The sequence below is a fragment of the Pseudoalteromonas sp. P1-16-1b genome (genome assembly GCF_001401785.1).
Taxonomy (GTDB): domain Bacteria; phylum Pseudomonadota; class Gammaproteobacteria; order Enterobacterales; family Alteromonadaceae; genus Pseudoalteromonas; species Pseudoalteromonas undina.
On sequence record NZ_LKGQ01000003.1, the window covers coordinates 122,700 to 146,281 of the forward strand.

Annotated in this window: 23 protein-coding genes and 2 pseudogenes; 22 read left to right on the forward strand and 3 right to left on the reverse strand. The window is 39.7% G+C overall.

Annotation, left to right across the window (positions count from 1 at the left end):
- Positions 1–71 precede the first annotated feature (71 nt).
- Entirely contained in the window at positions 72–1,397 is a 1,326-nt protein-coding gene (pssA, locus tag AN392_RS03405; protein ID WP_055011831.1) for a CDP-diacylglycerol--serine O-phosphatidyltransferase, read from the forward strand.
- A 118-nt stretch (positions 1,398–1,515) separates the two neighbouring features.
- On the opposite strand, the gene ald is transcribed toward pssA, so the two are convergent.
- A complete protein-coding gene (gene ald / locus AN392_RS03410; protein WP_055011832.1) occupies positions 1,516–2,637 on the reverse strand; it encodes an alanine dehydrogenase in 1,122 nt (373 codons plus the stop codon).
- Positions 2,638–2,776: 139 nt separating this feature from the next.
- Here ald and lrp point away from each other — a divergent pair, with 139 nt between their 5' ends.
- From lrp to serS, 6 genes are all read left to right on the forward strand, one after another.
- Positions 2,777–3,256 (forward strand): leucine-responsive transcriptional regulator Lrp, encoded by a 480-nt coding sequence (gene lrp / locus AN392_RS03415; protein ID WP_008110073.1) that lies wholly within the window; start codon positions 2,777–2,779, stop codon positions 3,254–3,256.
- A gap of 196 nt (positions 3,257–3,452) precedes the next feature.
- A complete protein-coding gene (locus AN392_RS03420; protein ID WP_055011833.1) occupies positions 3,453–5,942 on the forward strand; it encodes a DNA translocase FtsK in 2,490 nt (829 codons plus the stop codon).
- Positions 5,942–6,568, forward strand: coding sequence for an outer membrane lipoprotein chaperone LolA (gene lolA, locus AN392_RS03425; RefSeq protein WP_055011834.1), 627 nt, complete (start codon positions 5,942–5,944; stop codon positions 6,566–6,568). The genes AN392_RS03420 and lolA overlap by 1 nt, the downstream gene beginning before the upstream one ends.
- Entirely contained in the window at positions 6,561–7,904 is a 1,344-nt protein-coding gene (locus AN392_RS03430) for a replication-associated recombination protein A (RefSeq protein WP_055011835.1), read from the forward strand. Before lolA ends, AN392_RS03430 begins: the two co-directional genes overlap by 8 nt.
- Positions 7,897–8,277 (forward strand): fluoride efflux transporter CrcB, encoded by a 381-nt coding sequence (gene crcB / locus AN392_RS03435; protein ID WP_010389726.1) that lies wholly within the window; start codon positions 7,897–7,899, stop codon positions 8,275–8,277. The genes AN392_RS03430 and crcB overlap by 8 nt, the downstream gene beginning before the upstream one ends.
- Positions 8,278–8,286: 9 nt before the next feature.
- Positions 8,287–9,591, forward strand: coding sequence for a serine--tRNA ligase (serS, locus tag AN392_RS03440; protein WP_055011836.1), 1,305 nt, complete (start codon positions 8,287–8,289; stop codon positions 9,589–9,591).
- Between the two features lie 217 nt (positions 9,592–9,808).
- Here the strand turns inward: serS and AN392_RS03445 are convergent.
- Positions 9,809–10,775, reverse strand: a pseudogene (locus AN392_RS03445) (integron integrase).
- A 293-nt stretch (positions 10,776–11,068) separates the two neighbouring features.
- Between AN392_RS03445 and AN392_RS03450 the strand changes: the two are divergent.
- The 14 genes and pseudogenes from AN392_RS03450 (at position 11,069) to AN392_RS03520 (ending at position 21,290) form a co-directional block, all read left to right on the forward strand.
- Positions 11,069–11,581 (forward strand): hypothetical protein, encoded by a 513-nt coding sequence (locus AN392_RS03450; RefSeq protein WP_055011837.1) that lies wholly within the window; start codon positions 11,069–11,071, stop codon positions 11,579–11,581.
- A 162-nt stretch (positions 11,582–11,743) separates the two neighbouring features.
- Complete coding sequence (locus AN392_RS03455) at positions 11,744–12,487, forward strand: toll/interleukin-1 receptor domain-containing protein (protein ID WP_055011838.1); 744 nt, start codon at positions 11,744–11,746, stop codon at positions 12,485–12,487.
- 73 nt (positions 12,488–12,560) lie between these two features.
- Positions 12,561–13,752, forward strand: a pseudogene (locus AN392_RS18395) (IS3 family transposase).
- Positions 13,753–13,881: 129 nt separating this feature from the next.
- The gene (locus AN392_RS03470; protein ID WP_055011841.1) at positions 13,882–14,364 is read left to right on the forward strand and encodes an HXXEE domain-containing protein; all 483 of its coding nucleotides are present in this window, start codon (positions 13,882–13,884) and stop codon (positions 14,362–14,364) included.
- Between the two features lie 97 nt (positions 14,365–14,461).
- Entirely contained in the window at positions 14,462–14,902 is a 441-nt protein-coding gene (locus tag AN392_RS03475; RefSeq protein ID WP_235575566.1) for a hypothetical protein, read from the forward strand.
- A gap of 102 nt (positions 14,903–15,004) precedes the next feature.
- Entirely contained in the window at positions 15,005–15,688 is a 684-nt protein-coding gene (locus tag AN392_RS03480) for a hypothetical protein (RefSeq protein ID WP_152965234.1), read from the forward strand.
- Positions 15,689–15,834: 146 nt separating this feature from the next.
- Positions 15,835–16,194 (forward strand): hypothetical protein, encoded by a 360-nt coding sequence (locus tag AN392_RS03485; RefSeq protein WP_235575567.1) that lies wholly within the window; start codon positions 15,835–15,837, stop codon positions 16,192–16,194.
- A 94-nt stretch (positions 16,195–16,288) separates the two neighbouring features.
- Positions 16,289–17,047: a hypothetical protein gene (locus AN392_RS03490; RefSeq protein ID WP_055011845.1), complete on the forward strand. Its 759-nt coding sequence runs from the start codon at positions 16,289–16,291 to the stop codon at positions 17,045–17,047.
- Positions 17,048–17,117: 70 nt separating this feature from the next.
- On the forward strand, positions 17,118–17,885 hold the full coding sequence (locus AN392_RS03495; protein ID WP_055011846.1) for a hypothetical protein: 768 nt from the start codon (positions 17,118–17,120) through the stop codon (positions 17,883–17,885).
- Between the two features lie 114 nt (positions 17,886–17,999).
- The gene (locus AN392_RS03500; protein ID WP_055011847.1) at positions 18,000–18,239 is read left to right on the forward strand and encodes a hypothetical protein; all 240 of its coding nucleotides are present in this window, start codon (positions 18,000–18,002) and stop codon (positions 18,237–18,239) included.
- A 61-nt stretch (positions 18,240–18,300) separates the two neighbouring features.
- Positions 18,301–18,630: a hypothetical protein gene (locus tag AN392_RS03505; RefSeq protein ID WP_055011914.1), complete on the forward strand. Its 330-nt coding sequence runs from the start codon at positions 18,301–18,303 to the stop codon at positions 18,628–18,630.
- Positions 18,631–18,781: 151 nt separating this feature from the next.
- On the forward strand, positions 18,782–19,600 hold the full coding sequence (locus AN392_RS03510; protein ID WP_046225087.1) for an alpha/beta fold hydrolase: 819 nt from the start codon (positions 18,782–18,784) through the stop codon (positions 19,598–19,600).
- 111 nt (positions 19,601–19,711) lie between these two features.
- The gene (locus AN392_RS03515; protein ID WP_055011848.1) at positions 19,712–20,431 is read left to right on the forward strand and encodes a hypothetical protein; all 720 of its coding nucleotides are present in this window, start codon (positions 19,712–19,714) and stop codon (positions 20,429–20,431) included.
- Between the two features lie 430 nt (positions 20,432–20,861).
- The gene (locus AN392_RS03520; RefSeq protein ID WP_055011849.1) at positions 20,862–21,290 is read left to right on the forward strand and encodes a retropepsin-like aspartic protease; all 429 of its coding nucleotides are present in this window, start codon (positions 20,862–20,864) and stop codon (positions 21,288–21,290) included.
- 206 nt (positions 21,291–21,496) lie between these two features.
- On the opposite strand, the gene AN392_RS03525 is transcribed toward AN392_RS03520, so the two are convergent.
- Positions 21,497–22,609 (reverse strand): response regulator, encoded by a 1,113-nt coding sequence (locus AN392_RS03525; protein ID WP_235575568.1) that lies wholly within the window; start codon positions 22,607–22,609, stop codon positions 21,497–21,499.
- A 285-nt stretch (positions 22,610–22,894) separates the two neighbouring features.
- On the opposite strand from AN392_RS03525, the gene AN392_RS03530 reads away from it, so the two are divergent.
- Positions 22,895–23,563 (forward strand): alpha/beta fold hydrolase, encoded by a 669-nt coding sequence (locus tag AN392_RS03530; protein WP_235575569.1) that lies wholly within the window; start codon positions 22,895–22,897, stop codon positions 23,561–23,563.
- Positions 23,564–23,582: the final 19 nt, after the last annotated feature.

The following is a 23,582-nucleotide window of genomic DNA, read 5'->3' on the forward strand; positions in this document are numbered from 1 at the left end:
TTTTTTTGTTATCTTTTAACTAATTTTGATTTGTCACTGCTTAATTATGTGACCTAAGTGAATAGGCAACTATGTTATTTTGGCAAGAGAAACCCGCATTTGGGTTGACTTCAAAAGACGTTAACGTCTTAACCAATGCGCAAGAATACCGTACGCAATTGTTAGATTTAATTGCCAACGCAAAAAAACGAATTTATATCACCACACTTTACTTACAAGATGATGAAGCGGGTCGTGAAATATTAGCCGCACTACACAGTGCATCGTTAGCTAACCCTTCGCTTGAAATAAAAGTACTGGTTGATTTTCATCGCGCACAGCGTGGTTTAATCGGTGCAGAAAAGTCAGAGGGCAATGCAAGCTTATATTGCGACAGCTTAGAGAAGTTTAATTCAAACGTTCAAGTGTATGGTGTTCCTGTAAAAGCCAAAGAACTGTTTGGGGTATTGCATTTAAAAGGCTTTGTTATTGACGACACACTACTATATAGCGGTGCCAGTTTAAATAATGTGTATTTGCAATATAGCGACCGATACCGACTTGATCGATACTTTTTAGTTTCGCAAAGCGAGTTATGTGACTCAGTAGTCGATTTTATCGAATCAACCTTATTGAGCTCTGAAGCGGTTCCAAGAATTGATCAACGACCGCTTAAACGCATGGCTGACTTTAAACTTGAACAAAAGCAACTTATGCGTGAGCTTAAATCGGCAAGCTATAAAAGTGCGCAACAATTGAATACTCATGCAATGGGCATTCGTTTGTTTTTGGGTTTAGGCCGTCGTAATAACGAACTTAATCGCTTAATCAAAGCGCTGTTTGATACTACCGAGCAAGAGTTGGTGTTATACACGCCGTATTTTAATTTTCCGGCTCCTTTAATGCGCTCTTTGCGTCGCTTATTAAAGCAAGGTAAACAAGTCACTATTGTGGTGGGCGATAAAACCGCAAACGATTTTTACCTACCACCTAGCGAGCCGTTTAGTAAAATTGGTGCATTACCGTATTTATACGAAACTATTTTGCATAAATTTGTAAAATCGCAAAAACGCCACATAGATAATGGCAACTTAAACGTTTACCTGTGGAAACACGAGAGTAACTCGTTTCATTTAAAAGGGATTTGTTGTGACCGTAAAGTGCATTTACTTAGCGGGCATAATTTAAATCCGCGTGCATGGGGGCTAGATATCGAAAATGGTATTCTGATAGAAGACCCTGAGCAAACGATAATGCGCGACATTGATAATGAACGCCAAGAAATTTTAAAGCATTGTCGTCGTTTAACCGGCCCTGATGATTTAGAAACTATGAGCGATTACCCGCAGCCAGTGAAAAAACTGCTTGGTCAAGCTAAGCGCGTAAAAGTCGACTTTATTATTAAACGATTTATATAACATTAGGGTCTGTTGACCACAGACCCTAAAATTTAGATACAAAAAAAGCAGCTAATTAGCTGCTTTTTTAATGCTTATACCTAAATTATGGCTTAGGTATAAGCGGTAACAATAATAGTTACGCGTTTTCTACTGCAGTGCGTGGGTCAACATATTCCATGTTGAACGCTTCAGCTACTTCTTTGTATGTTACTTGGCCTTTAATTACGTTTAAGCCTTTTAAGAAGTGAGCGTCATCTAGTAGTGCTTTTTTGTAACCTTTGTTTGCAAGGTTAATGATGAACGGTAATGTTGCATTATTAAGTGCAAACGTCGATGTACGTGGAACAGCACCAGGCATGTTAGCAACACAGTAGTGAACAACTTCATCAACGATGAAAGTAGGATCAGCGTGCGTAGTTGCTTTAGAGGTTGCAATACAACCACCTTGGTCAATCGCAACATCAACAATAGCAGCACCTGGCTTCATTGCTTTAATGTGTTCAGCAGTCACTAGTTTAGGTGCAGCAGCACCTGGGATAAGCACGCCACCAATTACTAGATCAGCTTCAAGTACGTGCTTTTCAAGCGCATCAGCTGTTGAGTAAATAGCTTTAACTTTGTTACCAAACTGTGCGTCTAGTGCACGTAGTACGTCGATGTTACGGTCAAGTACAACAACCTCAGCACCTAAGCCAACCGCCATTTGTGCAGCGCTACGACCAACCATGCCGCCACCAATAACAACAACTTTAGCTGGCTCAACACCTGGTACACCACCTAGTAACATACCACGACCGTGGTTTGCTTTTTCTAGCGCTTGTGCACCTGCTTGAATAGACATACGGCCCGCTACTTCACTCATTGGTGCCAATAGTGGTAAACCGCCGCGTGCATCAGTTACTGTTTCATAAGCAATACAGATTGCTTTACTTTTAACAAGGTCTTCAGTTTGTGGAAGATCCGGTGCAAGGTGAAGGTAAGTGAAAAGAATTTGGTCTTCACGTAACATTGCACGCTCAACAGCTTGTGGCTCTTTTACCTTGATGATCATTTCTGCTTTTGCAAAAACGTCAGCAGCTGTTTCTAAAATTTCAGCGCCTGCTTGAACATAATCATCATTTGTAAAACCAATGCCCATACCAGCGTTAGTTTCAACAATCACTTGGTGGCCGTGATTTACAAGTTCGCGAACACTCGCAGGAACCATACCTACACGGTACTCGTGGTTTTTAATTTCTTTAGGTACACCAATAATCATAATTTTGCCTTGTTAGAACGGGATAAAAATTTTCCACTATTATATTCATGCTAGGGTAGTGTGTCTCACCTTTTTTTAAGTTCTTTGTAGTGTTAGTATCTGTAAAATTAACTTTATTAGAATAAAAAACTAAAAAGCCATGCATAACTTATTAGACCGTATTGATCGCAAAATTTTAGTCGAATTACAACTTGATGGCCGCCTGTCAAATGTTGAACTGGCCCGACGAGTTGGCCTAAGCGCCACGCCCTGTCTAGAGCGAGTGAAAAAGCTTGAACGAGAAGGGTATATTTTAGGCTACAAAGCAGTGGTGGATCCTGCCAAACTTGGTCAAGGGCTTTCTGTGTATGTGGAAGTAACCATTACTAAAACATCGCCCGACGTGTTTGAAGAGTTTAGTGCTGCTGTTAGAAAGCACGAAGAAATTATAGAATGTCATTTGGTTTCGGGTAATTTCGACTTTTTATTAAAAACCCGGGTTAACGATATGTCAGAATACCGAGGCGTACTCGGTGATATATTATTAAAGCTGCCCAATGTGAGTGAAAGTCGTACCTACGTAGTGATGGAAGAAGTAAAAGGTGAAGAAGGCGTTGTTATTCGTCCTTTTGTTGCTTAATGATAAAGTAACAGCCTTTAATATACTTTTATTGTTGCAGCCAACTTTGCTTTTTTAATGAGTGTACGACTAAATAATAAAAACTTGTTCATAATCAGGCCATCATGGTTAAGATAAAGTGCATCAAAATACATTTCCTGCTAAGGTATTCTATTGCCAAGTGAGTGTAAAAAATAATAATGAGGGATAGGTAATTATGCGCCTAAACGGTGTACAAAGACTATTAGAAACGGGGCTCATCGTCAGCACCTTTGCAGCGGTATTTATTTTATGTGCTTTAATTAGTTTTCACCCAGCCGATCCTGCTTGGTCGCAAACGGGTGAATTTACCAATGTACAAAATATTACGGGTACAGCGGGCGCGTGGGTGGCCGACATACTATTACTTACCTTTGGCTGGCTTGCCTATTTTGTGCCAGCGGCTATTCAGCTGCTTGGCTATTTAGTGTTTAAGCAGCCACACCGTATTTTGCAACTCGATTACACCACACTTGGATTACGTATTATTGGCTTTGCGCTGTTTATTACCTCAGCCACCGCTATTAGCAGTATTAATTTTGATGATATTTATAATTTTTCATCCGGTGGGGTAGTGGGCGATGTGATTGCATCGGCGATGATGCCAGCGTTTAATTTTACCGGTACCTCTATTTTACTGCTGTGTTTCTTTTTTGCAGGGTTAACGCTATTAACAGGTGTGTCGTGGGTACAATTTGTTGATTACTTGGGTGATTTAATTGTTAGGTTATACCGCTTTTTGGTTACCTATGCTCGCGGTTGGATGCAACGCGAACGCATTGCAGGTAAAGTTCAAGACGAACAACCCGATGCCTATTTTGAAGACGACACACGCCAACAAGAACCTGAACTTGCTAATAAAACAGCAGACAAACCCAAAGCAATCGATAAACCCGCAACTAAGGTTAATGCCCCTCAAGACGACGAATTTATGCCGTTTGACGAGCTTGACCAAATACTCGATCAAGAAATTAGTTTTAGCGCCATAGACGATGAACCTATGGACACAGAAGCGGCGCTTAATGCGCTGGACCAAAGCCCAGTGGTTGAATCTGAAAAACCAGCCACAACGGTAGTTTCACCAGCAAGGCCAATTAACAAGCCTAAATCAGGGTTTCAGCCGCCGCCAACTGCCAAAGAGAAGTTTGAGCAATTATTAGAGCAAGAGCCACCACCGGGGCCATTGCCGTCATTGGATTTACTCGACAGACCCGACAAAGCAAAAAATCCAATTTCGCAAGAAGAGCTTGATAGTGTATCGCGCCTTGTAGAAACAAAACTACTCGATTTTAACGTGCAAGCTGCCGTGGTTGGAGTTTACCCTGGGCCTGTTGTTACTCGTTTTGAGCTTGATTTAGCACCGGGTATTAAGGTGTCTAAAATTACTGGGCTGTCAAAAGATTTAGCGCGCTCGCTATCGGCAATTAGTGTGCGAGTGGTTGAAGTTATTCCGGGTAAAACCTATATCGGTATTGAGCTGCCTAATAAATACCGTGAAATTGTACGTTTATCAGAAGTGATAAACGCACCTAAGTTTGAGCAAAACCCATCGCCGTTAACCATGGTGCTAGGTAAAGACATTGCAGGGCAACCTGTGTGTGCCGACTTAGGTAAAATGCCACATTTATTAGTAGCCGGTACAACGGGTTCAGGTAAGTCAGTGGGCGTTAATGTAATGATATTAAGCTTACTGTATAAATCGGGCCCTGAAGATGTTCGTATGATCATGATTGACCCGAAAATGCTTGAGCTTTCTGTTTACGAAGGCATCCCTCATTTATTATGTGAAGTTGTAACCGACATGAAAGAAGCCGCTAACGCGCTGCGTTGGTGTGTAGGTGAAATGGAACGCCGCTATAAGCTTATGTCGGCTTTAGGTGTACGTAACTTAAAAGGGTACAACCAAAAAGTAGTGGAAGCCAAAGAAGCGGGCTACCCAATTATGGATCCATTGTTTAAAGACACCGATGGCATGAAAGACGGCCCAGATGAACTGGACAAATTACCTAGCATAGTGGTGGTTATTGACGAATTTGCCGACATGATGATGATTGTAGGTAAAAAAGTTGAAGAGTTAATTGCCCGTATAGCGCAAAAAGCCCGTGCTGCGGGTATTCATTTAATTTTGGCAACGCAGCGTCCGTCGGTTGATGTAATAACCGGTTTAATAAAAGCGAACATACCTACACGTATGGCGTTTCAGGTATCAAGTAAAATAGATTCGCGCACCATACTTGATCAACAAGGCGCAGAAAACTTATTAGGCATGGGTGACATGCTTTATTTACCGCCAGGCACCAGTGTGCCAGAGCGTGTGCATGGCGCGTTTGTAGACGACCATGAAGTACATGCCGTGGTAAACGATTGGAAAGCCCGTGCTAAACCAAATTACATAGACGAAATTTTAAATGGTGATGCCACGGAAGATATTTTATTACCAGGGGAAGCCAGCGAAAATGGCGATGAAGAGTCAGATCCGTTATACGACGAAGCGGTCGCCTTTGTAATAGAAACCGGTAAAGTATCGGTATCATCAGTGCAACGTAAATTACGTGTAGGCTATAACCGTGCTGCACGTTTAGTAGAACAAATGGAAACATCAGGTATCGTGAGTGCTCCAGGACATAACGGCGCTCGCGATGTATTAGTACCTAATGGAGCAAATTAATGAAAAAATTAAGTAGTTTATTATTGGTATTGGGCAGTTTAGTTGCTATGCCAAGTTTTGCTGACGACAGCCAAGCATTACAAGATAAGTTATCGACCTTAAAAAGCTTTAAAGCACAATTTAAACAAAACGTAACCGACGGTGAAGGCCAATTGGTAATGCAAGGCCAAGGCAATATTGCGCTGCAACAGCCATTGATGATTCGCTGGCAGCAAACTAACCCAGACGACACCTTATTTGTGTCAAACGGCGATAAAACCTATTACTTTGATAGCTTTGCTGAGCAAGTAACTATTATGAAAACCAGCGGTTTAATTGATTCTACACCGTTTATATTGCTCACCTCTAAAGACCCTGCGCAATGGGAAAAATACAGCGTGCTTGCCACCGATTTAGGCTTTAGCATTACCCCAAATAAAGGCGTAGAAAGCCAAGTAGAGCAGCTTGATATTACTTTTGCTGATAACGAACAAGGGCTTGCAAAATTGGTAGTTAAAGATAACTCAGGCCAGCTATCTGCGTTTACATTTAGCAATGCACAGGTTAATACTGAGCTTGATAAAACAACTTTTGAATTTACCCCGCCAGCGGGTGTAGAAATAGACGATCAGAGTAACGGTGAGTAATTTAGGTTTTAACTTTGGACCCGATGTACGCCCACTCGCTGCGCGTATGCGCCCTTTATCGCTTAACGATTACATAGGGCAGCAACATTTACTAAGTAGCGACAAACCGCTACATCAAGCTATTGTTGCAGGGCGTTGTCATAGTTTAATTTTATGGGGGCCGCCGGGGGTAGGTAAAACTACGCTGGCGCAAATTATTGCCAACCATGCCGACGCTGAACTAATTCAAATGTCGGCAGTAACCGCTGGCGTAAAAGATATTCGCGATAGCGTAACCCAAGCGCGCGATAACTTACAAAGCCGTGGTCAGCGCACTTTGATGTTTGTTGACGAGGTACACCGCTTTAATAAATCTCAGCAAGACGCGTTTTTACCGCATATTGAAGATGGCACTTTTATATTTGTAGGCGCCACCACCGAAAACCCCTCGTTTGCGCTTAATAATGCGATTTTATCTCGCGCAAGGGTGTATGTATTAAAATCCTTGCAGGAAAGCGATTTATACACAGTAATAGAGCGCGCACTCAAACAAGACGAACAACTTAGCCAAAAGCAAATCGTGATTGCAGATAACGCCAAACAAGCGCTGTGCCAAGCAAGCGGTGGCGATGCTCGTAAAGTGCTTAATTTACTCGAGCAAGCAGTAGATTTAACCACTGAGCAAAACGGCCAGTTTCACGTTGATGAACAGGTACTCAGCCAAGTACTCCCTACGCATTTAGCCAAATATGATAAAGGCGGCGATGAATTTTACGATTTAATTTCGGCGTTTCATAAATCAGTGCGAGGCAGTTCGCCCGATGGTGCGCTTTATTGGTACTGCCGTATTTTAGCCGGTGGCGGCGACCCGCTTTATGTTGCAAGGCGCTTATTAGCAATTGCCACAGAAGACATCGGCAACGCCGATCCACGAGCGATGGAAGTGGCTTTAAACGCATGGGATATTTTTCAGCGTGTTGGCCCAAGCGAAGGTGAGCGCGCCATTGCACAGGCCACTTTGTACTTGGCTAGTGCACCTAAAAGTAATGCGGTTTATATGGCGTTTAATCAAGCCAAACAAGACGCTAAAAACGAGCCAAGCTACCCGGTACCAGAGCATTTACGTAATGCCCCCACCAATTTAATGAAAGACTTAGGCTATGGCGCAGAGTATCGTTACGCGCATAACGAAGAAGGCGCATTTGCTGCTGGCGAAAAATACCTACCGCCAGAAATGGATGGCAAACAATACTACCAGCCAAGTGATCGTGGACTTGAGCAAAAAATTAAACAAAAGCTCGATTATTTAAAAGAGCGCGACGCACAAAGCCCAGTAAAACGTTATGAGCATGATTAAACTTTACATGATGATAGCCCTTGGCGGAGCGTCAGGAGCCTGTTTACGGTTTTTTATTAGCGAAACCATGCTAAAACTCCTCGGTAGGGGATTCCCTTTTGGCACGTTGACGGTTAATATTCTGGGTTCATTGTTGATGGGCATTTTGTACGGTTTAATCGATAAGCAGGTTATTGCCGTGAGTCCCGCTAAAACCCTCATCGGAATTGGCTTTTTAGGTGCGTTAACCACCTTTTCAACATTCTCAATGGATTCGTTGTTGTTATTACAACAAGGTCACTTTATTAAAATGGCCCTCAATATCATCTTAAACGTGATGGTGTGTATTTTTATGGCTTGGCTGGGCCTTCAGCTAGTAATGCAAAAAGGTTAAAAAACTAACATGTTAGATTCTAAATATTTACGTCAAGATGTCGAACAAACTGCAGCACGTTTAGCCGCACGTGGTTATGAACTAGATGTAGCGGTAGTGACTGAACTTGAAGAAAAACGCAAAACATTACAAGTAAAAACGCAAGAACTTCAAAGTCAACGTAATGCCAGTGCTAAAGCCATTGGTCAAGCAAAAGCAAAAGGCGAAGACGCACAGCCATTGCTAGACGCAGTGGCTAACTTAGGCAGCGAATTAGACGCAGCTAAAGCTGAGCAAGACGAAGTGTTAGAAGCAATTAAACAAATTGCCTTAGCAATTCCAAATTTACCGGACGAGTCGGTACCAGAGGGCGCTGACGAAGACGACAACGTAGAAATTTTAACGTGGGGCACACCTAAAAAGTACGATTTTGAAGTTAAAGACCACGTTGACGTAGGGCAAGACCTAAACGGCTTAGACTTTGAAATGGGCGTTAAAATTAGTGGCGCACGTTTTACCGTAATGCGCGGCCAAGTAGCGCGTATGCACCGCGCACTTACCCAATATATGCTAGACACCCACACAGACACAAACGGCTACACAGAAATGTATGTACCGTACTTGGTTAATAGTGCAAGCCTTTACGGTACGAGCCAATTACCTAAGTTTGCGGGCGATTTATTTCACACGTTAGGGCTAGTGAACGATGATGGCGAGCAGCAAGCTGGCTTTAGCTTAATTCCTACAGCAGAAGTACCGCTTACAAACAGCGCACGTGATGAAATTTACGAAGAAAGCGATTTACCTATTCGCTTAACAGCGCACACACCATGTTTTAGAAGTGAAGCAGGCAGCTACGGTCGCGATACACGCGGTTTAATCCGTCAGCACCAGTTTGATAAAGTTGAACTAGTACAACTAGTAAAACCAGAAGATTCAATGCAAGCACTCGAAGAGCTAACAGGCCATGCTGAGCAAATTTTACAAGCGCTTGAATTGCCATACCGTAAAGTGATTTTATGTATGGGCGACATGGGCTTCGGCGCAGCTAAAACATACGATTTAGAAGTATGGTTACCAGCGCAAGACACGTACCGCGAAATTTCATCATGTTCAAACATGGTCGATTTCCAAGCACGCCGTATGCAAGCTCGTTTTCGTCGTGAAGGCGCTAAAAAACCAGAGCTTTTACACACACTAAACGGTTCAGGTTTAGCGGTTGGCCGTACACTTGTAGCCATACTAGAAAACTACCAACTAGCCGACGGCTCAGTAGTAGTACCAGAAGTATTACGCCCATACATGGGTGGACTTGAAGTGATTGGTAAAGCTTAAGGTTAGCTGTCAGCTGTCAGTTTTTAGCTATAAGCTTTAAGGAAGCCGCTGTTTTAACGAACAGCGGCTTTTTTGTTGACCAGGGTTCAGTTAGCAAATTAGCGAGAGTAAAGTTAGCGAGCTGTGAGATTAAAGTTTCTGCTCACCTGTAGATACAAGGGCGTGCTTTAGCGCGTTTATTTTTGATAAGGACCAATTTGTACTTTTCTAACCAGCTTTATAACCTAGAAAAAGGACTAATTACGCCATTAGCACCTTGTTGTAAAACATGCGTATAAATTTGTGTTGTTTTAACGTCCGAGTGACCCAACTGAGATTGTACGGTCCTTATGTCAGCTCCGCTTTGTAGTAAATGAGTTGCAAAGGAGTGGCGTAAAGTATGTGGCGTGATAAGTTTTGTTAACTTTGCCATTCTTACAGCCTTTTTAATCGCCTTGCGAACGCCTGTTTGGTGAAAATGGTGCCGTCTTATTTCTCCAGTTTCAGGATCGGCACTTAATTGATGAGACGGAAATAAATATTGCCAGCCTAAAGACGTATTAGCAGCTGGATATTTCTTTGCAAGTGCATGAGGCATCCAAACGCCAGCATATTGCTCATTGTGTGAGTCTAATTGTAAGTATTCATCAACCTGTGCGGTCTGATTTCTAAGTAAGGGGATTAACTCAGTGGCAAGCGTCACAATCCTGTTTTTATTGCCTTTACCATTCTATATTCGAATACTCTTATAATCAAAGTCAATATCTTGAACCCTTAGCTGAACAGCCTCCATCACTCTTAGTCCACTACCGTACATTAGCCCAGCAATAAGATAGTAACGTTTACTTAAATGCGACATGAGCACTTTAACTTCTTCTGGCGTCATCACTATGGGTAACTTGGGCTGACGCTTGCTTCTGATGAAAGTTAAGTCTAAACATAACTCGTTTTTATAATGTGTTTATATAAAAAAACTAATGCATTTAAAGCAGTGGCTTGAGTTTTAGGCGCTACGTTTTTTGTTAACACAAGGTAGTCCAAATAGCTGACAACTTCGTTATTTCCCATTGAAGCAGGATGTCTTTTTTATGAAAATGAATATAAGAAGCAATCCACTTTAAATAGGTATTAATGGTCCTAAGTGAGTATTGTCTAACTAACATATAGTCAGAAATGTAATTTAAAAATGGTGATTGTGTTTTCATAAATACCCTCAAACTTTGACTGTATGTATATACAGTTGTGGCTTGGATGCCCCTATAGTCAAGAAATCGACCCGATGGGTCGTTTTTGTCGGTTCCTAGTAAAATGTTAATTAGTTATATATTTGATATAGAATAATAAAAGATATTTTGTTATTAATTTAGATAAGATACTATAGATTCAATGTTGGGTAAAAAAACGACTCTTAGGGTCGATATTAAATTGTTAGGCATCCAGATGCGATTTGATTACATGGAATTCTTTTTAATTTAGAAAGTATAAGAGTTAGGTATTAATGGTCACAAATAAAAAAGAGTATTTTGAACAGTCCCGAGAACTTGGAATAGATTCTCGCTGTCCGATCATTGAGCACTGCCAAAGGCGAGCGGATACGTTAGCTTTGTTTAATAATGTTGACCTGAATAAAGCCAAGGAATTTGCAGATTTAAAAGAACCAATCATTGATACAGTAGGGCAAGGTGCAAGCTTAATTGGAGGTGGTAGTAATTTTATCGTATCAAACTTATGCCCCGAAGTGTCATTGTTTGAAAGTGAGCTTTCATATTACTCAAATGAACCAGTAACGAAAGCGCAATATGATAAGTATATGAACCCACAATCCGAAATATTGGAAACTGGACATTACTATCAATGCGCAGAATATTGCAAATATGAAAGAAGTCCTAGTCAATGTGATGAAAGCACAGTCAGAAAAACAGTATTTTCTTATTTGAAAACTCATCATCAATGGGTTTTTGGTACACTTATAACAGTCGCTGGGCTAGTGGTTGCAATAGTCGCACTGTAATCCAAGATACCTAACAATCTGTTTAAGAGTGATTCGCAACGCTTGGCATTTTTGCTATGCGTGGTGTTTAGTGTTTAAGGTGGTATGCGGTGGCATCGGTATTGCGTTGCTCACACCTTAACAGGGCGTTATGCGTCTAAAGTTATATAGGAGGATGGGATAATGACCCCACCAAGAGTATTTATTTCTTATTCTCATGATTCGGCAGAACATAAAAGCTGGGTTTTAGATTTTGCTACGACGCTGAGAAATAGGGGCATTGATGCAGTTCTAGATCAATGGGATTTAAAACCTGGTGATGATCTTCCTCAATTTATGGAAACCGAGTTAGCAGGATGTGATTATGCAATTCTTGTGTGTACTGAAACATATGTGGCTAAGGCAAATGCAGGAAAAGGAGGTGTTGGTTACGAAAAAATGATAGTGACCTCTTCATTACTCTCCAATATTGATAACAATAAAATCATTCCCGTTGTTCGACAGTCTTCTAGTCCGATACTTCCAACTTTTTTATGTTCAAAAATATATGTTAATTTCTCCAAAGATTCCGAAGTTGAATATTCTTTGGATGAGCTACTTAGAACACTTCTTCAAGCTCCTTTATATGAGAAACCGGAAATTGGTAAAAATCCGTTCAAACCATTATCCGGCTCAAAACCCGACAGAACGGCAGATGGAATAAAGGAGACAATGACTGCCATCGCCGCCGCGTTTGAGAATGAGCCGAATGAGAAGCTAAAAATAGGAAAGATAATGCATTTTACTAATATGCATCGTCTAAAGTTAGAACGTTATTTAAAACAAGCTTGTTCTGATGATCTACTTTTAATGGATGTTATCGATCGTTACTCCGTCACTGATAAGGGATTTGATTATCTAGTTAATCATGAAATTATCGACGCATAACAAACGTTTCAAGAGGGACAGTGCTCCTCACCCGTTTTAGTGGACACCTCCTCATTACTTTGAGGAGGCTAAAATGTCTAGATATACCCAACCTAGAAAGACATGGTTTTACCCTGTTAATTTTAAAATCAAAGCAGTCGAACTAAGCTTACGAGACGATGTCATGTCAAAGGACGTTGCCGAGGCGCTAGATATTCATCCGTTAATGCTGAGTCGTTGGCGAAAAGAGTATCGAGAAGGTAAGTTTAAAAACGTACCGCGCTATCAAAGCAACAATGAAACAATGAGTAAATTCCCAGCAAAAAAAGAGCTGGATAACATTCAAAAGCTTAAGAAAGAAAATGAGCGTCTTAAGCAGGAGAATGACCTGCTAAAAAAGTGGCAACGGTATCTGGCGGAAGTACATCAGAACGATTTGGATTCATCCAAAATTCGGACAAGCCTTAGGTGTAAAATACTTGTGTTCTTGGCTTAATGTTTCGCGTAGTGGGTTTTATGCTTAGCTTGATAGAACAGTATCAGCTAGAGCGCTGTCAGATGCTAATTTGTTGTTGAAGATAAAGCACGTTTTCAATGTAAATCATCAAACCTATGGTAGCCCACGCGTATTTCATGCGCTAAAAAAAGAAGGTATAAACACAAGCCAAAAACGTGTTGCCCGCTTAATGCGAGAAAACGGTTTAAGAGCCAGAGCCCCTAAGACTTACAGCAAACCGGCGAAGGTGAAGTTCTTTTATAAAGAGATAGAAAACAAACGCAAAGATAGTGAAAAGGCCACGGGGATCAATCAGCAATGGTCTGGCGATATTACGTATTTAAAAGTCGGCGTTCGTTGGCATTACCTTGCTGTGGTTATCGACTTATATTCACGTCGAGTAATCGGCTGGGCGTTTGGTAAAAACAAAACAACAGACCTTACGTTAAAGGCGCTAAGGCTTGCGATAAAGAAACGACAGCCAACAGAGAGTGTATTATTTCACACTGACCGAGGCGCAGAATACCGTGCTCACGTTGTACAAAAGTATTTGGCTAGCAAAAACATCAAAGCCAGTATGAATAGGCCTGGGTGCTGTACTGACAACGCAGAAGTCGAGTCGTTCTTTCATTCGCTTAAAGCAGATTTAATTCGAGGAAATAAATTTGAGAGCAGCGGTAAACTATTATCAAAATTAAAGGTTTACCTAAATTATTTTTACAATAGACAGAGATTGCATTCGAGTTTAGGATATAAATCACCTGCCGAGTTTGAATTGGCAGTTAATTGAAACGTGGACGGTGTCCACTTTATCGGGTGAAGATCACAAAAAACAGTTGGTTTTGCTCCTGCCTCGCTTATTTTAATCAACTGTTTTATTGCCTGTTAACAGGGCGTTAGCTTCCAAAGGACGGTAGTCATGTTAAAGTTGGATCTTAAATTTTGCGCATTTTTATTTGTCGCTGCGATAACAATGCACAATATTGAGGAGGCTCTTTTCCTTCCCTCTTGGGCAAATCCAATTGGAATTGAAATCTCATCTTCTGAATTCAATTTTGCTGTTGTGGTTTTAACCGTACTCGCCTACCTGTCTACTTACTTAGTAGTTTGGTGTGGGCGAAGAGGAGGGTGGGCCTATTTCTATACGGGATATGCTTTGGCAATGTTCTTGAACGTATTCTTTCCCCATCTATTGACTTCGATCCTGGTGCAAGAATATGCTCCGGGTACGGGTACAGCAATTTTGTTGGTACTACCTGCCTCATCATTGGTATTATATAAATCAATTAAGATCGGAGTTGTTGATAGAGCTAAGTTTTATATCACTGGACCTATTGTCGTGTTAGGAATGGCAGTTAGCGTCCCATTATTGTTCGCACTATGGCGGGCATTGATAAGCTAACAAGTTGCTTAAACGGATAAAAAACAGCTGGCTTTTGCTCGTTCCTCGCTAATTTTAGCCAGCTATTTTAATGCCGCTTAGCAAAGCGTTAGGTGCTATGTCGATTAAATTTGCTTTTCCTCATTTTTTAGAAGGGATTCAGACGCAGGAAACATATTTAAAGTGGCTGACTCGTAAGGCAGTTGCACACATAAAAAGAGATCGAAATAGAGGGAACGTAGTCGCAACCACATCAAGTTATAAAGTGGCAATTCATGAAGCGGTTTGTGAATCCGGTGGTTTTGATTTTTACACTGGTGAAAAACTAGATTGGACGTTGCTTAGTCAATATAACAACGATGATTCTAAAAAACTCAAACGAGAGTATAAAAAGCGGTTTTCTCTTTTACCTTCTGTAGATCATGTGGACGACGGACTATCTCATGCAAATTTTAAAATTTGTGGTTGGCGTATAAATGATTGTAAAAACGACTTAAGCCACGAGGAACTCGTCGATGTTTGCAAAAAGATCATAAGGCATTATGAAAAACGCACCTAACAAAAAAATTATGTGGGACACAAACACGCAGGCTCTGCTTCGCAGTTTAGCCTACATGTTTGTGCCCCATATTTAGAAGTTATACGCTACTGGAGTTTCAATTTGCCATTGTACAAATTTATTGAAAGAGAGTTCTTAGATTCATTTTTTACTACTGGTTGCCTTCGCCTAGGAACTATTTATGATTTTAAAGATATTGTAGAACATGGTATTAGTCGTGGCGACCATCTAGAAGGACAGCATGGAGTTAAACGAAGCAACAACGGAACATTGGAGTTAACTAAAGACAAGCATGAGCCTATAATTTCCGAGATGTTTAAAATGGAAGGTGAAGGCTCTGCAACAATTAACGGTGGAACTTTCGTGGTTACTAGAAAGTCACCTAACGGCTTTATTTTTTGTACTAGCAATCAATTTACAGAGAAACTATTTTATGATTGGGAACGAGAAGAAGGCCTAGATGCATGCTACGAGATTTCAAATGTAAAAGGGTTTATACAAGCAATTAATAAAGCGATTGCATCTGGCGCATTTTTTTACATGAACTCCGATGTAACATATAGGGATGAAACCATTGACTACCGCTCTGAGCATGCAAATATTAATCCTGCATTTACTAAATTCAAAGATAAATATGGTTGGCAATGTGAAAACAGAACTGTTTGGGGCCCTAAAGGGCCTTGCTACACTTTGAATCCTTGGATTGTTCATGTTCCAGAAGCTATCAAGTATTGTAAACCTTTGGCATTTATTGATAACGGAACAATTACGTATGCAAGCGTATAACAAGCACTTTAAACGGAACAAAAACAGTTGGCTACGTTTCGCTTCGCTCCACATTATAGCCAACAATTTTTGTCCGCTTAAGTGGGCGTTAGTTTTCAAGGAAATTTATGGGGTCAATTTTGAGACTATTTTGTATTAGCTTAATCATGTTTGTATCTGGATGTGCAAGTATTTACGGAGTTACTGGTGCTGATGAAGGAAAAAAGGTTGGTGATTCGTTTGAGTATCACGTAATACACCCAGGTTTAGATGTAACAATCATTGAACCATATAGTGAAAAATTAATTCCTATAGAAACTATTGGTAAAAGCTCTCCCTCGCCCTTAACCCATACGATAAAGTTCGGGACTTCCGAGAAGATACATATTTTAAAGATCGTTGGGAAGTATGAGAAGGACTTGTATCTTGATGATACATACTATGGTTCTATCTGGAATGGAGATGTACTTGTAAAAAATGGAATACTATTTATTAATGGTAGAATTGCTGACAAAATTGAAAACTAACAAACCAAGTCATCGGAAAACCACTCACTGGCTTCGCCAAAACGTTCGTATTTTCCGTTGCTTGGGACGTTAGTGCTATTTATGGAGTATTACTGTGAGCACAGAGCAAAATGTAAGAGTAATAATGGAGCCTGCAGATAAAAAAGATGGCTGGGATATTCTAAAAATATTGGGAATAGTAATCATCGCTCCCTTGATAGCCTTTGTCGGCACGATGTATACAAATGCACTTAAAGAACAAGAAATTAACGTTAAGAATATTGAGTTAGCTGTGGATATATTAAAGCAAGAGTCTGATAAAACGGATAAATATGTCAGGCAGTGGGCAATAGATACAATTAATGAGTATTCGAAAGTAAAATTGACAACGAAGGCGCAAGAAGCACTAAAAGAATCTCCAATTGTTAGCTCTATATCAGGTATCAGATTCGACTTGAATATAATGAAAGACTTCGTAAGTAATGAGAACGTCCTTCGTCTGATAGGCTATAACGATAATCCCGAAGATATTTTCATTGAGTCTGTCACCATATTGGGAGATAAAAATTCTGGCTGTGAAAAGACTCTGAAAATAGGAACTAGATTTAGTAGCTACTCATCTTCTATTGCACCATTATTATCAAAAAAAGATTTATTAAGTTGTTTAAATGCTGATGAATTGACTAAGCAAGGCTATGAGTTTGCTGAAGTAACTTTGAAACCTACTCTAGACATGAGCTATCTAATTAAAGCGGGTGGAGGAATGAGTTCCAGAAATCTTCCATTTGCAGTAAACGTTGAGTATCGAAATGGTAGCTCCAAGGCATCCTCTTTATTTGGTGTCCATTTACATTTTGTGCAAATACAGCACTAACAAGGCGCTCAAGCAAGGACACAGTAAACTGTGCCGCTTAGCTTGGCGTTAGAACTACTAGGGAAGAATCGTGGACACATTGAAGAAGATCCTATTTTTTGACGTATTTCCCTTCTTATGTAGGCTGATTGGGTGCGGATTCTTAATTATCGCTTTATATGGAATCGGTTTTCCGCCGAAAAGTGAGATTGGTACTACATCAGCTTCGCTTCTAGTTTTATCTCTGTTTTTCATGTTGTTACCGTTAGCCAAGAAAATTAGTCTTGGTAAATTACTCACCTTTGAGCGAGAAATCGAAAAGGTGAAAACTGAAGTTACAGACTTTAAGGGAGAGACAAGAGAATTTCTTAACGTTTACAGTAATATGATTACCGCAATATCAAATACTGTGAATCAGACTGTGAATGTTCATCTGCCAGGAAAGGAGCAAGTCCAAGAAGCTAAAGAGGAGTTGAGATCAACAATTAATCAGGAAGATAATAGCTCAAATATCGAAGATGAGTTGCAGGAATACATTAGTCTTTCAGGCAATGATATGAATTTTGCGCTAGCACGCTTACGGATGGACTTGGAAAAATCAATGCGTGCCATTTTGGGTAAAAGAACTCAAACGTCAGATCCTATGGAAATGAAATCGAAATTCATGTCAGCTAGGCAGCTCTTCAAAGAGCTAACGGTTCAGTATCCCAACTATAAAGGAATGCACAGCTCTTATGATTACATACTTAAAATATGTAATGCCGCAATTCACGGTCAACAAATATCTAACGGGCATGGTCAAGAGGCCTTATACATGGGGCTCCAAATGTTAAAAGAGTTAGAACGTGTGCAAAATTAGTTCTAACAAAACAATCAACCGGACTCCGCTAAGCGTGGTTCGCTTTGCTCACAATACCACGCTTAGCTACGCTCGGTTATTGTGGCGTTATAGGGCAATGGACTTCGGAATTAAATGAAAGTTTACGGATATACAAAAGAACAGGTGGAGGCAGGTACTGAAACACCCTCAGTACTTTCAGAAGTTACATTTGTTTCGAACCCTGATGAATTACGCAAACTAGCAAACGCTATAAATAATATTGCGCAGGAAATTGAAGAGAATCCAGATGACTTTGAACACGGCCATTTAACTGATAATAACGGGGCTTTTTCAGATACGAGTATTATCGTGTTTAATGACGAAGCCCTATAACAATGCGCTTAAGCTTAGGACGCAGTAAACTGCGCCGCTTAGCATGAGCGTTAGTTTTCTTATGATGATTCGTTTTATATTTTTAAGTTTGTTTATGATTGCAGGGACAACTATGGCTTCAAATGAAATAGGAGTACCTGAAGGAGTTTCGGCTGAAGATTGGGAAGCCTATCTAAAGCACAAAAAGGATTGGGAAGCCATGCTTCAGCAAAGGTTTGAAAGTGAACTCAAAGCGAATCCTCCTTTACCTCCTTGGGAAAAATTCCCTGAATATGAACCTAGCAATATATTTTGGCGAATGGGAACAGGTGAAGAGCATCTAATCGATTATTTTGGCGTTTATTTAAAGTACGCAAGTAAAGACGATATTCAAGCATATAAATTGAAATAACCCGCTCCTAAAATTTGGGAAAATTGGTATAACGAAAACTAACAAGTTAATTAAACAGTGGACGCAAAACAGCAGGCTTGCGCTTATGCTTCGCTTAGTTTAGCCTGCTATTTTTCGCCGTTTATTAAGGCGTTATATTCAAGGAGATACAATGGACATTTGGAGTTTACCTTATACTTTTGAGTATGAGGGTCGAAAGGTGAAATATGGGATTGAAGGAAAAGGAGAGCCTCTTGTTTTAGTTCATGGTACGCCTTGGTCATCATTCAACCTTAGGCACTTGATTCAAGCACTTTCGAGCCACTATACAGTCTACTACTTTGATTTACTTGGTTATGGTGAATCAGATAAAAGTGATGCGGATGTATCTTTAAAAATACAAAATCAGCTATTAGACTCATTAATAGGTCATTGGCAGCTTGAGTTACCTTATATTGTGGGGCATGACTTCGGCGGTACGACAGTACTGAGAAATTACTTGCTGAATCAACGAAAGTACAAAAAGATAGTTGTAATTGATCCAGTTGCGTTATCTCCTTGGGGCTCACCATTTTTTAAACATATTGAAAAGCATGAAGAAGCCTTTGCAGGAGTGCCTGATTTCATCCATTCAGCAATCGTTGAAGCATACATAAAAACAGCGTCATATCAGCCATTATCTCAGGAAACAATTGACGGTATTCTCCGCCCTTGGTCTGGAGATGAAGGTAAGAAAGCTTTTTATAGGCAAATAGCTCAAGCTGATTCAAAGTATACGGATGAATTTCAAGATAAATTCTCTAGCTTTGATGTACCCACATTAATTCTTTGGGGTGAAGAAGATCAATGGATCCCTGTTGAGCAAGCTCACGTACTTCATAGTAAAATTAAAGGCTCTAAGTTAGTTACAGTGCCTGAATCTGGACATTTGGTTATCGAAGAAAAACCAGAAGCATTGGTTAAAGAGATCCGAGAGTTCTTCGAAAGTTGAATATAACAAAGCATTTAAGAGTGATTCCTTACGCTTGGCAGTTTCGCTTCGCTCAAGTGTAGCCAAGCGTGCGTCACACCTTAATGCGGCGTTAGTTTATAGGAGAGTTTAGTGTTAGATTTTTTACCCATAGTATTTTTGGTAATTACTGGTCTTGGTGCAATTGTTGGTGGCACTTGGGATTCGACTAAAGAGGGTACAGATAAACTTACTACGCCTGGCAGGGTAGCTGCGATTACTCTATTGTTTTCTACAATCTTTTCTTCTTATGTGGCTTATAACAATTATGAATCGAAACAACAAAAAGAAACTTATAAAATAGAGATATCTTCAATTATTGCCAATCAAGTTAATGAAAGTATAAGAGAACTACTTGCACCTTTCAGAGCTTTATATATTGAAAATACTGGAGGGTACTACTTACCTGATGAAGAAATAACTTTATCTATGTTACTAACTCCTGAAAACATTAAAAAATCACAAGCAACATGTTTTAAAGATTTGCCTAAGACCTTTACAAGTTCGAGTGGAAGAACCTGGGATGAGAGGTTTTCAGTTGGTATTTCTAGAGGTGTACACAAATTAAAGCAATTAAAATTAGTTCACTCTAACCACATAGATTCCAATTTATTGAAGAGCATATATGATTTACTAGACAATGGAATTATGACTATTTACGCTTATTCTCCACGAGAAAAAAAGCCTGAAAATGGGAAAGAACCTTTACATGACAAATGCTTTATTGGCCAGCCAATAGGGTCTCATAAGCAGTATTTGACCATGATAAAAACTATTTCTGATGCTAATAAATCAAATGTATTTATAAACTAACAAGTCACTGAAAAGGACAATGCTAACAGTTTGCTCAGTTCCGCTTCGCTTCACATTTTAGCAAACTATTTACCAGCCCCTTATTTGGGCGTTATGCGCCAGATGCGAATTCGAATAATTTTATTTGTTAAAACCAAAGGTGGTCAAATCTTGACTTCAGACATCAGCACTTAAATTTACAAAAACGCCTTAATTCAATCTGTTATTTTTCCTCTAAAAGCGAAGCGTCTCTTATCCTCTTTGTGAATTAATGTTGCTTTGCCAACATAAGTTTTGTGCGTTTGGGGAGAGTTATTTTTAGCAAATTATAATTACGATATAGGCGTTGGTGAAAAGCCATTTGTTTACTTATTTATAAGGTGGGTTGTTTTCATAAGTGTTTGTAATATAGTGTCTATTAATTAACCTAAATATAGAATAAGGAACATTCATGGAATTAGCCAAAACCACAAGTTTGAAATTTGAAGTAACAGAAACAGGTCATCAAATAATACAAGCTAAAATAAACGGGCATAAAGTAAATTTAATTTTAGATACAGCAGCGGGTGCATCTGTTTTAGATAGGGCATGTATTCAAAAGCTTGGAATAAAAGAAGTGTTTAGTGAAGAAAATGCCGCAGGTTTAGGTACAGCCGACCACAAGATGGGCTTAATAGACGTTTTGAAATTTGAATTAGCAGGGCAGTTGTTTGAAAGCACAGAGTTTGTATCACTAAACCTAGACCATGTTCAGGTAGCTGGTGGTGACAATATAATACATGGATTATTAGGCTCTCCATTTTTTAGAAAATACCAAGCGGTGCTAGATTTTAGCACTGATATACTGACAATTAATGAGCCATTAGCTGATTATGAGTAATTAAAGCGACTTATTTAAGCCGCAATTTTGCATATTATACACAGCGTGATAAGTCGGGTTGTCTCAAGTAAATTTATCATTTTTGTCGGATGGCGTGACTTCGCCACTTATCCGACCTACGTCTAGAGGTAGGTTGGTTAAGCCAAAGGCGCCACCCAACAAAGTTCTACGGTTCTATCGAGCTCAGTCTATAAATTGTACTTAATTTATTCAACTGCTTTTAAGCGTTTTGTTATGGCTTGTAATTTTTCTTCTAGTGTAAAAGACAGGACTAAGGTTTCTTCTACAATTTCTTTCGTCTCATCAACTAACCCGACTAGCTCCGACTCTTGCTCTTCATCTAAACCTAGAGTGATCATTTTTGATTGTATAGCTTGAGATAAGTCATTAACGAGTATTTTTACTTGCTTATCTTGCTCTGAGCATAGTTTTTTTATGGTACTAAAATCATCAGCGAGTTGGCTTTTGAGGGTGTTTAAAGCTTGTTGACGTATCGTCGCTTTTTCTAATTGCTGTTCAATAAATTCCATTCGGCTTTCTATAATAGTAAGTAAAATAGCAAAATTATCTCGAAGTCGTCCGAGTAAGCCTTCGTCTTTTGCATTTATTCCTTTTACAAGTATTGAGCAAGCAGGCGCGTTAAATAATAAGTTAGAGCTAAATGGCACTATTCGTTTTGCTCTTCTGCCTAGTTCAAGAATTTCTTTTTCCAGTTCAGAAATAGTTTGTTTTGGAAATTGGTGATATTGGTTTGCTACCCTAAACTCTACACAGCAGCTAGCGCCTGCATTGGTAAAGTACTGCTGTACGTTAGCAAATAATGCATCTAAATCGGTTACGTCAAGGTTGTCAGTAAAGAACGAGACTAACTCTCCGAGTTCACTTGCTTGTTGCATTGACGTAAAAGCAGTTGTAGAGGCAACATCGTACATTTCTTTTAGATTATTTCGCTCTGTAATACGCAGTTCAACACGCTTTAATTTTTCGTTAAGTTCCTTAAAGTCTACTGGCTTGGCAATATAATCATCGCCGCCATACCCATATGCTGTGAGTTTGTCTTCACTTGATGTTAAAGCGGATATAAATATAATTTCGCAATCATCGTATTCACCGGATTGTTTTATTTGTTCAACTAAATCATAACCAGTAAGGCCATTACTAAGTAAAATATCCATTAAGACGACTTGTGGCTGGTGCTGTTCCATTAGTGCTAATATTGGCTCGGTTCCATCAGATGAAGCAATATCGTGTTGCTTAGAAAGCGCAATTTCCATGATGTTTCTATTTTGAGGGTTATCGTCAACGGACAATATTTTCACTTTGACTCCTTAATTTCGTTATTGTCGTCCTATCTTAAATGATATTAGTCATGGAAATGGCTACCCGCAAATAATAAATTCATGTACATTTTCATGGAGCACTTAAGTAACACCACATTAAAAGTTTATTATGATAGATACTTTATTCATTTGTTTATAATCCTATAAATGCGCCGAAATCGTCATGAATGTCATTAGTAACACTACAATAATTACTTACTATTAGCTTCGTGGCATAAGAGCCAATCGACGTTTGAACTTCAAGGTCATGAGATTAGATATCATGTGCAAGTGGAGGAGGGAGCGCCGTGTTTATTACTGAACCATGGTTACTCAACCAATCAATGGGCTGAGCTCACTCAACACTTAAAGGTATTTACCCTCGATATGCTGGGCTTTGGCTTTAGTGACAAACCGCAAAATGTTACTTACATCATAAATATGCAAGCGGATTTACTGACTCGCTTTTTAAAGCTTTTAAATGTAAAAATAGCGCATGTTTTAAGCCACGATTACGGTGATACGATAGCGCAAGAGCAACTTGCTAGGAGCAATTTAAATGAGCCGCATGCCATTAAAGTACAAAGCGTTTGCTTTCTCAACGGCGGGCTATTCCCTGAAACACATAAACCGGTATTACTGCAAAAACTGCTACTTAGTCCACTTGGCGGATTTGTGTCGCGACTTGCGAACTATAAAAGTTTTAAGCGTAATTTTGACAATATGTGTTCTATACCACTTGCTGAAAAAGAGCTAAACGAATTGTGGCAGTTAATTGAATACAAACAGGGTAAGCCAGTCATGACAAAACTGATTTATTACATCACAGAGCGTAAATTACATCGTGCTCGTTGGGTTGGCGCTTTAAAGCACGCTGAAATACCCATGTGTTTAATTTGCGTTATGGACGACCCCGTTTCGGGTCGTCATATGGTTAAAGGCTATACGAGCTAATCACTAATCCAGATATTAT

Bases quoted from the DNA above. Each gene is read 5' to 3' on its own strand.
- serS (WP_055011836.1), top strand. From the start codon at position 8,287: ATGTTAGATTCTAAATATTTACGTCAAGATGTCGAACAAACTGCAGCA.
- AN392_RS03520 (WP_055011849.1), top strand. From the start codon at position 20,862: ATGGAATTAGCCAAAACCACAAGTTTGAAATTTGAAGTAACAGAAACA.
- ald (WP_055011832.1), bottom strand. From the start codon at position 2,637: ATGATTATTGGTGTACCTAAAGAAATTAAAAACCACGAGTACCGTGTA.
- pssA (WP_055011831.1), top strand. From the start codon at position 72: ATGTTATTTTGGCAAGAGAAACCCGCATTTGGGTTGACTTCAAAAGAC.
- AN392_RS03470 (WP_055011841.1), top strand. From the start codon at position 13,882: ATGTTAAAGTTGGATCTTAAATTTTGCGCATTTTTATTTGTCGCTGCG.
- AN392_RS03505 (WP_055011914.1), top strand. From the start codon at position 18,301: ATGATGATTCGTTTTATATTTTTAAGTTTGTTTATGATTGCAGGGACA.
- AN392_RS03475 (WP_235575566.1), top strand. From the start codon at position 14,462: ATGTCGATTAAATTTGCTTTTCCTCATTTTTTAGAAGGGATTCAGACG.
- lolA (WP_055011834.1), top strand. From the start codon at position 5,942: ATGAAAAAATTAAGTAGTTTATTATTGGTATTGGGCAGTTTAGTTGCT.
- AN392_RS03510 (WP_046225087.1), top strand. From the start codon at position 18,782: ATGGACATTTGGAGTTTACCTTATACTTTTGAGTATGAGGGTCGAAAG.
- lrp (WP_008110073.1), top strand. From the start codon at position 2,777: ATGCATAACTTATTAGACCGTATTGATCGCAAAATTTTAGTCGAATTA.
- AN392_RS03485 (WP_235575567.1), top strand. From the start codon at position 15,835: ATGTTTGTATCTGGATGTGCAAGTATTTACGGAGTTACTGGTGCTGAT.
- AN392_RS03450 (WP_055011837.1), top strand. From the start codon at position 11,069: ATGGTCACAAATAAAAAAGAGTATTTTGAACAGTCCCGAGAACTTGGA.
- AN392_RS03420 (WP_055011833.1), top strand. From the start codon at position 3,453: ATGCGCCTAAACGGTGTACAAAGACTATTAGAAACGGGGCTCATCGTC.
- AN392_RS03455 (WP_055011838.1), top strand. From the start codon at position 11,744: ATGACCCCACCAAGAGTATTTATTTCTTATTCTCATGATTCGGCAGAA.
- AN392_RS03500 (WP_055011847.1), top strand. From the start codon at position 18,000: ATGAAAGTTTACGGATATACAAAAGAACAGGTGGAGGCAGGTACTGAA.
- crcB (WP_010389726.1), top strand. From the start codon at position 7,897: ATGATTAAACTTTACATGATGATAGCCCTTGGCGGAGCGTCAGGAGCC.